13 protein-coding genes and 1 pseudogene are annotated in these 12,119 nt (G+C 44.6%); all 14 read left to right on the forward strand.

Translation table 11 applies throughout. The features are described from left to right. On the forward strand, positions 1-214 hold a 214-nt coding region (locus BO219_RS13080; RefSeq protein ID WP_143271302.1), incomplete at its 5' end, for a zinc ribbon domain-containing protein. Between the two features lie 137 nt (positions 215-351). Further along, positions 352-1,140, forward strand: a complete 789-nt coding sequence (gene flgF / locus BO219_RS13085) for a flagellar basal-body rod protein FlgF (protein ID WP_077429851.1) — start codon at positions 352-354, stop codon at positions 1,138-1,140. Positions 1,141-1,150: 10 nt separating this feature from the next. Continuing rightward, the gene (locus BO219_RS13090) at positions 1,151-1,975 is read left to right on the forward strand and encodes a flagellar hook-basal body protein (protein WP_077429852.1); all 825 of its coding nucleotides are present in this window, start codon (positions 1,151-1,153) and stop codon (positions 1,973-1,975) included. Between the two features lie 13 nt (positions 1,976-1,988). Then, a complete protein-coding gene (locus BO219_RS13095; protein WP_012576164.1) occupies positions 1,989-2,201 on the forward strand; it encodes a DNA-directed RNA polymerase subunit beta in 213 nt (70 codons plus the stop codon). A gap of 83 nt (positions 2,202-2,284) precedes the next feature. Beyond that, a complete protein-coding gene (fabZ, locus tag BO219_RS13100) occupies positions 2,285-2,713 on the forward strand; it encodes a 3-hydroxyacyl-ACP dehydratase FabZ (RefSeq protein WP_012576163.1) in 429 nt (142 codons plus the stop codon). 66 nt (positions 2,714-2,779) lie between these two features. Continuing rightward, on the forward strand, positions 2,780-3,010 hold the full coding sequence (locus BO219_RS13105; protein WP_006319939.1) for a hypothetical protein: 231 nt from the start codon (positions 2,780-2,782) through the stop codon (positions 3,008-3,010). A gap of 139 nt (positions 3,011-3,149) precedes the next feature. Then, positions 3,150-3,548: a hypothetical protein gene (locus BO219_RS13110; protein ID WP_077429853.1), complete on the forward strand. Its 399-nt coding sequence runs from the start codon at positions 3,150-3,152 to the stop codon at positions 3,546-3,548. 308 nt (positions 3,549-3,856) lie between these two features. Next, entirely contained in the window at positions 3,857-4,597 is a 741-nt protein-coding gene (locus BO219_RS13115; RefSeq protein ID WP_077429854.1) for a YveK family protein, read from the forward strand. Between the two features lie 28 nt (positions 4,598-4,625). Continuing rightward, complete coding sequence (locus BO219_RS13120; protein WP_077429859.1) at positions 4,626-5,288, forward strand: CpsD/CapB family tyrosine-protein kinase; 663 nt, start codon at positions 4,626-4,628, stop codon at positions 5,286-5,288. A gap of 133 nt (positions 5,289-5,421) precedes the next feature. Beyond that, positions 5,422-6,186, forward strand: a complete 765-nt coding sequence (locus BO219_RS13125) for a tyrosine-protein phosphatase (protein WP_077429855.1) — start codon at positions 5,422-5,424, stop codon at positions 6,184-6,186. Between the two features lie 306 nt (positions 6,187-6,492). After that, on the forward strand, positions 6,493-7,236 hold the full coding sequence (locus BO219_RS13130) for a hypothetical protein (RefSeq protein ID WP_077429856.1): 744 nt from the start codon (positions 6,493-6,495) through the stop codon (positions 7,234-7,236). A gap of 94 nt (positions 7,237-7,330) precedes the next feature. Beyond that, entirely contained in the window at positions 7,331-8,209 is an 879-nt protein-coding gene (gene galU / locus BO219_RS13135; protein WP_077429860.1) for a UTP--glucose-1-phosphate uridylyltransferase GalU, read from the forward strand. Positions 8,210-8,267: 58 nt separating this feature from the next. Next, complete coding sequence (locus BO219_RS13140) at positions 8,268-10,088, forward strand: polysaccharide biosynthesis protein (protein ID WP_077429857.1); 1,821 nt, start codon at positions 8,268-8,270, stop codon at positions 10,086-10,088. Further along, positions 10,064-11,700, forward strand: a pseudogene (locus BO219_RS13145) (IS1634 family transposase). Before BO219_RS13140 ends, BO219_RS13145 begins: the two are co-directional and overlap by 25 nt. Positions 11,701-12,119 lie beyond the last annotated feature (419 nt).

Consider the following 12,119-nt stretch of genomic DNA (forward strand, 5'->3'; position numbering starts at 1 on the left):
GTTCAAGCGGCAAATGACGTACAAATGTGCATGGCATGGGATCGAGTTGATCGTGGCGGATCGGTTTTATCCGTCAAGCAAAATGTGCAGCTGTTGCGGTCATGTAAAAGAGAAGCTTTCTTTATCCGAACGGACGTATCACTGTGAAGCTTGCGGGATAGAAATGGATCGTGACCTCAACGCAAGCATCAACTTAAAAAACTATGCCAAGTAAAGCACAACATGTACCCATCCGTTAGTGGGGAAGTGAAGCCTTCGGAGCGCCAAAGAAACGAGAGTAGCGTTTCGCGAAATCGGGCGCGATGAACAAGGAAGGAAACAGTCTTGTAAGTTTTCTGTAACGGAAGAGTGATGTTTCGCGGACTATATACAGCAGCCTCAGGCATGCTTTCACAACAACGCCGCATCGAGATGATGACGAACAATATCGCAAATGCGAATACGCCGGGCTACAAAGCTGATCAAGCATCGTTGCGAGCTTTTCCAGAAATGTTGATGCACCGCATTCAAAAAACAACGATTCCGATAGAAAAAAAACTAACGTGGCGTGATCGGGCGTACATTGGCCCGCTATCGACAGGTGTGTACGTGCAAGAACTTGTCCCAAACTTCGCCCAAGGCGACATACGCGAAACGGGCAACAACACCGACATGGCGATCGTCGATGGGACAGGCACATCGTTTTTTACAGTACAAAATGAAGCCGGCGACGTGCGCTACACACGAAACGGTCATTTTACGATCGATGCCGACGGTTTTTTAACGACGACAGACGGCTTGTACGTGCTCGATGAAACAGGCAACCGTATTCAAGTGGGCGATGAACAGTTTACTGTGCTTGAAGATGGAACGATCACAAAGAACGGTGAACAAATCGCTCGCCTTCGCATCGCTTATGCCGAAAATGTGCAAACGCTTATGAAAGAAGGAAACGGTTTATTTCGAGCCGAACAAGAACTTCCGCCTGCTGAAACGTATACGATTCGGCAACAACATATGGAACGTTCAAACGTCGATTTGTCTCGTGCGATGACAGATATGCTTTCAGCTTACCGAGCGTTTGAAGCAAACCAAAAAATTTTACAAGCATATGATAAAAGCATGGACAAAGCGGCAAACGAAATCGGCCGCTTAAGGTAGGGGGATGACGATGCTTCGGTCAATGATTACTGCCGCCAATACAATGAATCAACTACAACAACAACTAGACGTCATTAGCCATAATATCGCCAACGTCAATACGACCGGGTTTAAAAAACGCGATGCCGTATTTGGTGAATTGCTCGCCCAACAGTTTACGAACTTGCCAAAAACAGACGAAGCGCCTCGTCTGACGCCAGCAGGTGTCCGCCTCGGTGTCGGCGCAAAAGTCGCGTCCACCTATATGCAAATGAAACAAGGTTCGGTCGTAAAAACAGATCGTCCGCTTGATCTCGCTTTGACGAAAGAAGGGCAATTTTTCCGCATTTTTGTTGATGGGGCGATTCAATATACGCGCGATGGTGCGTTTTACCTTAGCCCATCCGCAAACAATCCAGACGAACTTATGGTTGTAACAGCTGATGGTTACGCGGTGCTAAATGAAAACGATGAGCCGATTACTGTCCGCGATGGTTTTAAAGACATTCAAGTCACTCAAAACGGCACGATGCAATTCATTGCGCCAAACGGAGACATCATGCAGACGGTAAACATCGGGGTATCATATACCACCCGTCCGCAACTCATGCAGGCGCTCGGTGACAACCGTTTTGCTTTTCCAAATGGGCTCAATGTGGAAGACGCAACAATCAACTTAGCTGGCAATAATCGCAACGCCATTTCATTACAACAATACGCCCTAGAACAATCAAACGTGGAGCTAGCGACAGAAATGAGTGAACTGATGATTACGCAACGGTCATATCAGCTTAACGCTCGTGCGATTACGCTATCGGATCAAATGATGGGGCTAATTAACGGCATTCGTTCGTAGAGAGGGAAATTGTATGGAAGAAAAACAACAAAAACGCTCGCTTCGCCGTCCGCGCCGTCGCCTCGTTCCGATTTGGCTTCGTCTTGTCATTGTGTTCGTTCTCGTTCTGTTAAGTGGGATGATCGGAGCGATGGTCGGCTACGGTGTGATTGGCGAAGGAAACGCATGGGATGCGTTAAAGCCAGCGACGTGGCAACATATTGTCGATTTAATCGAAAAACAGTAGTGGACAGACCACTAAAAAACATGATACATTGAAAAAAAGGCGGAAGGGAGATCCTTCCGTTTTTTTATAAAGGAGGAATTCGTATGCTTGATATTCAACAAATTCAACAAATTATTCCACATCGCTATCCGTTTTTACTCGTTGATCGCATTGTTGAAGTGGAAGAAGGAAAACGCGCCGTCGGCATCAAAAACGTGAGCGCCAACGAACAATTTTTCGTCGGTCATTTTCCTGAATATCCGGTCATGCCAGGTGTATTGATTGTCGAAGCGCTAGCGCAAGTAGGGGCGGTCGCGATGTTAATGAAAGAAGAAAACCGCGGTCGCCTCGCCTTTTTCACCGGCATTGATAACTGCCGATTTAAAAAGCAAGTAAAGCCGGGCGATCAATTACGGTTAGAAGTCGAAATGATTCGCTTTAAAGGTGCGATCGGCAAAGGGAAAGGCATCGCCACCGTTGATGGCGAACTCGTATGCGAAACAGAAATGATGTTTGCGCTCGGTGAAAAATAATGCATAATCGTCTCCTTTCTGGGCATGTTATAGGTGATTACATATAAGACAGAAAGGAGACGAACGATGAAAGCAAAGTGGCTACTCAAACTACTTAGCGCGCTCATCGCCATCATGGTCGTCACCGGTTGCAATAACGACGATACCGATAACGATATGAACAATCAAGAAGAAATGCAACCAGGCGAAGATACAAATGAAGGCGTCGGCGACGATGAAAACGATGCTGTGCCAGATGAAGAAGACGCTGTGGAAGATGCAGAAGATATGAACGATGCAGACAATACGGACGAGTAAGCGCAAGAGATTTCCTCTTGCGTTTTTTTATTGCTATACTTCCTATAACAGCTAGCAAAGTTATAAAAAAACTTTGTCAATACCCGTTTTTTTATGATACATTAACGGTTGACGATTATTATATGGAGGGTTTTTGTATATGTTAAAACAGCTTCCTCATCGCATGAAAATGAACATCACGCTCTCGATTAAAAAAGTGTTTGAACGATACATGGCAACAATCGGCTGGGACGAAACAAAATACGATGCTGCAACGTTCATGGAACAATGGCGTCATTATTTATACAATGAAGCGGCATGGTTTAACGAATTAGATGATACGATGAAAGCAAACCCACACTTTCATGAACAACTTGCTGAACGTATTAACGAAATTATCGACCAGCTCGTCAACGAACCTCCAACAGACGATCAAATCGCAGAAATTAATCGCCTCGTTGAACGGCTCGGCATTGACGATTTCCCTTACGGCTGTCGATTAGAAGCAAAATACCATATCGAACGTCTACAACAAGAGTTAAAAAAAAAGAAAAGTTAACGAAACGAGCGAGTGAAAAGCAACGAAAGCTGGCAGAAATTTTATACTACCAAGCATATGACCGTCCGCTGCCGGATCGCGATTATACCGTTGCGGAAATGAACAATATTATTGCACAGGCGAAACAAATCATTGCACAAGAAGAAACAGAAGAAGAAATCATTCATTAACCGGCAGAACATGGCTCTGTCGGTTTTCTTTTTCGTGGAAATAACTTTACAAAAAGGGTAGAAAAACGGAATTGTTTGTCGGTATAATGAAGCTAGTGAACGTTTTTGTCGAAAATATATGTTTCATAGGAGGAAGCCATGGAAGAGACGATTAGTTTACGAGAATTATTTCAAACGTTACGCAAACGTGCGTGGCTTATTGTAGCGATTACCGTCATCGCAACGATGACAAGCGGTATCGTTAGCTACTTTGTGTTAACACCGATTTATCAAGCATCGACGCAACTGCTCGTCAACCAAGCGAAAAACGAACAGCCGATTTACAATATTAGCGAAATTCAAACGAATTTGCAGCTCATTAATACGTATAACGTCATTATGAAAAGCCCAGCCATTTTAGATATCGTCAAAGAAGAACTCGATTTAAATATGCCGATTGAAGAGCTCAATGAAAAAATTAACGTCACAAGTGAAAAAGACTCGCAAGTCGTGAACGTAACAGTCGAAGATCCCGATCCGTATATGGCGGCTGATATTGCTAATACCGTTGCAAACGTGTTTCAGCGTGAGATCGTGAAAATTATGAACGTTGATAACGTCAACATTTTAGCGAAGGCAGAAGTAAAAGAACAGCCGGTTCCGGTGAAACCAAAGCCGCTACTCAATATGGCGATCGCTTTCGTTGTCGGTATGATGACAGGTGTCGGTTTAGCATTTTTACTTGAATATTTAGATAACACGATTAAAAACGAACAGGACGTCGAGAAGTTGCTTGAGCTACCTGTGCTAGGAGCTGTCACAACAATTGATGAAGAAGGAAAAGAAGCAAAAGCATTACAAGCGAAAAAGCAAGTAAGAGGTGAGACGGTTGGTTCTTAAAAAGAAAAAGCAAGTATTTGAGCGGACGATGCGCTCACTCATTACAAAAACAAACCCGAAATCGCCAATTTCTGAACAATATCGGACGATTCGAACAAACATTCAATTTTCAGTCGCTGATCGTCCATTGCGCTCGATTATGGTCACCTCCTCTGCCCCTGCAGAAGGAAAATCAACAACGGTTGCCAACTTAGCCGTCGTTTTTGCCCAACAAGGAAAAAAAGTGCTTTTAATTGATGCGGACTTACGTAAACCGACGGTTCATTATACGTTTCGTAAAGACAACTACGTCGGTGTCACGAACGTATTAACGAAACAGGCGACGCTTCAAACAGCGATGAAAGAAACGGATGTGGAAAACTTATTTGTGTTAACGAGCGGTCCGATTCCACCAAATCCAGCTGAATTGCTCGGCTCAGCCGCAATGGAAGAACTATTAGCGGAAGCATATGATCAGTTTGATGTTGTTCTTTTTGATACACCGCCTGTGTTAGCCGTGACGGATGCCCAAATTTTAGCGAACCAATGCGATGGAACGATTCTTGTCGTCCAAAGCGGTAAAACGGAAATTGAAGCAGCACAAAAGGCGAAAGAACTACTTTTGGCTGCGAAAGGAAAGCTTCTCGGTGTTGTATTAAACCAAAAGAAGCAAAAAGAAAGTAGCTATTATTACTACTATGGTAACAAATAGACAACATTCGACAAAAATTCCTATTGTCTCCTTCTATTTTCCTATGCTACTATAAATTGCGTGGATCTAGTTGTCGAAAGATGATGAAATCCATTGATTTTTGGCCGATATAAAAAGGGAAAGAGGGGTTCGCATGATTGATATTCATAGTCATATTTTACCGTCGGTTGACGACGGAGCAAAGACGCTCGATGATGCGATCGCCATGGCGAAAGCAGCGGTTGCAGAGGGGATTACGACAATCATCGCAACCCCTCATCACCGCAACGGAACGTTTGACAATGATAAACAGTCGATTATACAACATGTGTATATATTAAACGAGGCGTTGCGCACGAATCACATTCCCCTCACAGTTTTACCAGGGCAAGAAGTGCGCATTCATGGGGAGCTTATCGAGCATTATCACGATGGCGATATTTTGCCGCTTGCGGAAACGAAATATGTGCTTGTGGAGCTTCCGAGCAACCACGTTCCGCGCTATACGGAGCAACTCATTTTTGACATGCAGCTGCAAGGACTCGTTCCGATTATTGCGCACCCTGAACGAAATAGCGAGCTGATCGAAAACCCGAATAAGCTATACGATCTTGTGAAAAAAGGGGCACTAGCTCAGCTCACAGCTGCTAGTATCGCAGGAAAGTTTGGGAAAAATATTAAAAAGTTTTCACTGCAAATGATTGAAGCGAATTTGGCTCACCTCATCGCATCTGATGCGCATAACACAACAACGCGCGCCTTTCATTTACGTGAAGCATACGACGTCATTCAAAAGCAATTCGGCTCGCAAGCTGTATATGTGTTTCAAGAGAACGCACAGCTGCTTGTCGCAAACGACACATTGTATAAAGATGCGCCAGAGCGAATCAAAAAGAAAAAGTTTTTAGGTATTTTCTAAGTTTGATAGTTTTTTTATACATACCATGTGGTAATGATGTAGTGCTGGTTTCGAACGTGTCGATATCAGCTTTCTTTTTCTGATGTAGACGCTCGGTTACACTTTTCGGTGATGTCTCCTTACCGTTATCAACGGAGGCACTCGGCCGTGCTGTGGGTGGGGACGATGACGGTCCTGCCACCTTAGACGCCTGTCGTCGATGGTGCGGTGTGAGGACGGGTTAGATGCCCAATGCTAACCTTGTTTTTTATTTATGTCTCTTTTTTGCCGTGTTATAATGAGAGAAATGGTAAAGGAGAGATACAAATGAGCCAAGAATTAAAAGCTTTGTTTCGCTCTGTATTGAAGGAAGAACTACAGCCTGTTCATGAGCGATTAGAACGTGTTGAACAAACGCAACAAGAGTTACAACGCGGTCAAAAAGCACTAGAAAAGAGTGTTGCTCAAATCCAGCAAGATGTAACAGAGCTACAAGTAGGTCAGCGAGCATTAGAAAGCACAGTTGTTCAAATTCAACAAGACGTCGCACAGTTACAAGCAGGCCAACAAGCGTTACAACAAGACGTCGCACAGTTACAAGCAGGTCAACAAGCATTACAACAAGACGTCGCACAACTGCAAGCGGGTCAACAAGCATTACAACAAGATGTCGCACAGTTACAAGCAGGTCAGCAGGCATTACAACAAGATGTTGCACAATTACAAGCAGGTCAACAAGCGTTACAACAAGACGTCGCACAATTACAAGCAGGTCAACAAGCATTACAACAAGACGTCGCACAATTACAAGCAGGTCAACACAAGCTAGAAAATGATATGGTCGATATGAAACAATCACTTGGAAATATGGAACGGACGCAAGAAAAGATTCTTGAAGAGCTACGCATATCAAAAAACAACCAGGCACTAGTCATAAATGATTTGACAAGCATAAAAAAATCAATGGATGTGACGGTTGCTTATTTGCAACGTAGATCTGATGTCATATTTGATAAAATGATTGAACATGAAAAAGAAATTTTAAATTTAAAAACACGTCTACCAAACTAACTCCCCATGGGAGCTATTTTTTTGTACATCGACGTATATGTTATGCATATATAGCATATACGTGGGTGTACAGTTTAGGAAGTGAGGGATGTATGTGAAAACGGTAAGAAAAGCGATTATCCCAGCTGCTGGGCTTGGCACGCGCTTTTTACCTGCGACAAAAGCGATGCCAAAAGAAATGCTTCCGATTGTCGACAAGCCGACGATTCAATATATCGTCGAAGAAGCGATCGAATCCGGTATTGAAGACATTATTATCGTCACAGGAAAAGGAAAGCGCGCCATCGAAGACCATTTCGATCACGCATTCGAACTTGAACAAACGTTGTTAAAAAACAATAAACATGACCTACTAGAAAAAGTAAAAGAACCGTCCAAAGTCGACATTCATTACATTCGTCAAAAAGAACCAAAAGGACTAGGCCACGCCGTTTGGTGCGCCCGTAAATTTATTGGCGATGAACCATTTGCCGTCCTGTTAGGCGACGACATCGTCCAAGCCGAAACACCGTGTTTAAAACAACTGATGAACGAATTTGAACAAACGAGAAGCTCCGTCATCGGCGTCAAACAAGTCGCTGACGACGAAACGCACCGATACGGCATTATCGACCCGATCGACAAAAAAGGACGACGCTACCAAGTGCGCCAATTCGTCGAAAAACCAGCACCAGGCACCGCCCCATCGAACTTAGCGATTATGGGTCGCTACATATTAACGCCAGAAATTTTCATGTTTCTTGAAAAACAAGAAACCGGCGCCGGCGGCGAAATTCAACTGACTGATGCGATTCAAAAGTTAAATGAAATTCAACGCGTCTTTGCTTATGAGTTTGAAGGAAAACGCTACGACGTTGGGGAGAAGCTTGGGTTTATTCAAACGACGATTGAGTTTGGGTTGCAAAACGAAGAGATTAAGGATGACTTATTAAAATTCATGGAGCGGATCATTCAACAACATCAACAGTCATAAGCGCGATGCTTATGGTTTTTTTTGTCCCTTATTTTACATTTGGAAGGGAGATATGACATTGGCTTATCGAACACGATTAACGCTTTTAATGCTGTTAGACTCAGCAATCGTCTTATCAGCCATTTACATCAGTTTATTTACGCTTCACCCACACATTGAAATTTTTAAATACCCATCACTTTTATTGTCTGCGGTGACATTATTATTTAACCATCATATATTTGCTTTTCATTACCGTTTGTATCATAAAGTGTGGGAATATGCGAGCATTGGTGAATTAATAGCAATCGCAAAAACAGTCACATTTTCCATCATCATCACCGCTTTCGTACAGTGGGCAATATACGAAGACATGTACGTTCGCGCATTGATGATCACATGGATGATCCATATGTTGCTTTTAGGAGGCTCTCGCTTCGTTTGGCGCATATATCGCGATCGATATATGAATCAAAAAAAAGGAAAAAAACGAACACTTATTATCGGAGCAGGAGCTGCTGGCACTATGGTTGCGCGACAATTATTAACAAGTCGTGAGTCCGACCTTTGTCCTATTGCATTTATCGATGACGATCGAACAAAACAAAAGTTACACATTCTTGGAATTCCAGTTTTAGGCACAACGAACGATATTGCATATGTTGTCAAAGCACAACGGATTGATCACATTATTATTGCAATTCCATCACTCAAAAAATCGGAATTAAACCGTATTTTTAGCGAGTGTGCAAAAACAGTTGCCAAAACACAGACTGTGCCAAAGTTAGAAGACATTGTAACAGGTAAAGTATCCGTTAATCAATTTCGTGATGTGCAAGTAGAAGATTTACTGGGGCGTGACCCTATTGAACTTGATACGGAAAGCATTTCGGAATACATCAAGGGGAAAGTCATTCTTGTCACCGGCGCCGGTGGCTCGATCGGGTCGGAAATTTGCCGGCAAGTATGTCGCTTTCACCCGAAAAAAATCATTTTACTTGGACATGGCGAAAACAGCATTTATCAAATCGACATGGAACTGCGCAATCAATATAAAGACCAAATCGACATTGTTCCAGTCATCGGCGATATTCAAGACCGTGAGCGTATGTTTGAAGTAATGGAACAACACCGTCCGCATGTCGTTTACCATGCGGCAGCGCATAAGCATGTGCCATTGATGGAATACAATCCGAAAGAAGCGGTGAAAAACAACATTTTCGGCACAAAAAATGTCGCTGAAGCGGCCGATACGTTTGGCGTTGAAACGTTTGTCCTCGTATCAACAGATAAAGCGGTTAATCCAACAAATGTTATGGGTGCAACAAAACGGTTTGCGGAAATGCTCATTCAACAGTTGGATAAACAAAGCAATACGAAATTTGTCGCAGTTCGATTCGGCAATGTACTCGGAAGCCGTGGTAGCGTCATTCCGCTATTTAAAAAGCAAATCCAAGCAGGAGGTCCTGTGACGGTCACTCATCCTGACATGACGCGCTACTTTATGACGATTCCCGAAGCATCCCGGCTCGTCATCCAAGCCGGCGCGCTCGCCAAAGGCGGGGAAATTTTTGTGCTTGATATGGGCGAACCAGTCAAAATCGTCGACCTTGCAAAAAACTTGATCAAACTATCCGGATACACCGTTGAAGAAATCGGTATCGAATTTACAGGTATTCGTCCTGGGGAGAAGATGTTCGAGGAACTGCTTAACGAGAACGAAGTGCATCCGGAGCAGGTGTTTCCGAAGATATTTGTGGGGAAGGCAACAGCGGTGGAGGAAGAGATTCTTCACGATTTTATGGAACAATTTGAGTCGATGGATAAAGAAGAGGTTAGGGAAAGATTGCTGGGGATTGCGAATAGTCGTCTAACATCGAAAGTTCTTATCTTAATATAATCAGTGCCATCACCAAACAGCTCGGCCTCCCTCAGCTGATTGACCGGATGGTTCCGGTCGATCCCCAATGCCAAACCCGGCCGAGCGATATCGTCCTCCTGTTGTTGCTGGATATTTTTAGCGGCCGGCAAGCTCTAGTTCATCTGGAAGGGTGGGCGCATGAAATTGATCTCCCGAAGTTGATTCGTGAAGGCGTTCAGCCTTCGCAGTTCAACGATGATGCGATAGCCCGCCATTTGGAACGCCTCTATGATGCGGGGATCCATTCCATTGTGTCGGAGTGCTTGCTTCAAATTTACCAAAAAGAACGCATCCCTCTTCGGGTGTTCCATGCGGATACGACCAGCTTTTCTCTTTACGGGGCGTATGAATCCGCCTCTTCGAAGACATTGAACATCACCTACGGCTACAGTCGGGATGGCCGCTCTACCGAGAAACAAATCCAATTCGGACTGGTCGGCAATGAAGAGGGGCTCCCCCTCTACGCCGATGTGCACGATGGCAACCTGTCCGATAAAACATGGAATCCATCGGTTCTTTCCCGCGTTCATGAACAACTCCAGCGAGCGAAGATCGAGGGGGAGTGGGTGTATGTTGCGGATTCCGCCGCGATGACGGCCGATACCCTGCGCGAGGCCAAGGCCGCCCAGGCGTTGGTGATTACCCGGGGGCCGAATTCGCTCCGAATCGTGAAGGAAACGCTGGCCCAGGCCGACTCCGATCAGGCTGTCTGGAGCGAGCCCTTCTCCTTGGCCGAAAAGAAAGGGACGTCTTACCGGGTGTGGGAGACTTCCGCCTCTTATCACGGTGACCCGGTTCGTTTGATCGTCGTCGAATCAGAGGCCTTAGACCAACGAAAAGAACGCACCTTCCAAAAGAAACGGATGAAAGAAGCGGAGCTTCTTCAAAACGAACAAGAACGCTGGTCCCGCCATCCGTTTTCCTGCCGGGAGGATGCTGAAAAGGCCTTGTCCTCTTTCCAGAAGTCCCTGCGTTTGGAGTTTCATCGGGTTCAAGCCGTCATCGAAGAAACGGTTCGTCCGAAAAAACGCCGTGGACGCCCGAAAAAAGGTGTCGAGCCGGAGACAGAAACGCTTTACACGATCCGTCTAGACGCGGGATTCGATCAAGAGGCATGGGAAAAGGCCCGGCGAAGAGCCTCCCGTTTCGTCCTCGTCACCACGGTGCCGAAGGAATGGAACGGCCGGCTCATGGACGGAAAAGAAATCTTGGCACTGTACAAAGGACAAATTTCGGTGGAAATGAATTTCTCTTTCTTAAAAGATCCATTCTTTACGGATGAAATTTATGTGAAAAAGCCGGAACGCGTGGCAGTATTAGGCTATCTGTTTCTTCTCGCGTTGGCCATTTACCGCGTCTTTCAACGGCGGGTTCGCCAGTTCGTTACTCCTGAGCGTCCATTAAAGGGCGCTGGGGGGCGCAAACTGACTCGTCCGACCGGCCAGGCGATCTTCCAGTTGTTTGCGTACGTCAAAGTGGTGGTACTGGAGCTGCCTGATGGGCAACACAGCGATCATTGGGTAAACCACTGACGTACGAACAGCGAAGGATCCTGCAGGGACTCGGGATGGACGAAGGGATTTACGTCTAAACGCGATAAGGAACGAAGAGCGATGGTAAAAAAAGGATTGCCATCGCTTATCGTGTTGGGCCGGAAATTATTTTTGAAAAGTAAATAAAAAATCCTTTATCTTGGGATGGTCTGGATGCGAAACGTGAGCTATAAACCAATAAATTTATTATATTGTTGGCTGTAGATGAGCAAATTTCATTATATTTATTACCATCTCTAAAAGGTAAACCAAGGTATCCTTATACCACTCGTAACTTGTTTTTAATGGAATCTATATACATGCACCTTAAAACCATGACTTCTGTCTGAACACATTTTTTCATGGCTATACTGCTCCTAAATATTTCTATACAAAAGGAGCGGAAAGGACATGAAACGTCTTAAAATTACAAATGACCACGGCTGGACGCCTCGAACACTTCGGAAACAAGAACGGA

Source organism: Anoxybacillus kestanbolensis (assembly GCF_001996285.1).
Taxonomy (GTDB): Bacteria; Bacillota; Bacilli; order Bacillales; family Anoxybacillaceae; genus Anoxybacillus; species Anoxybacillus kestanbolensis_A.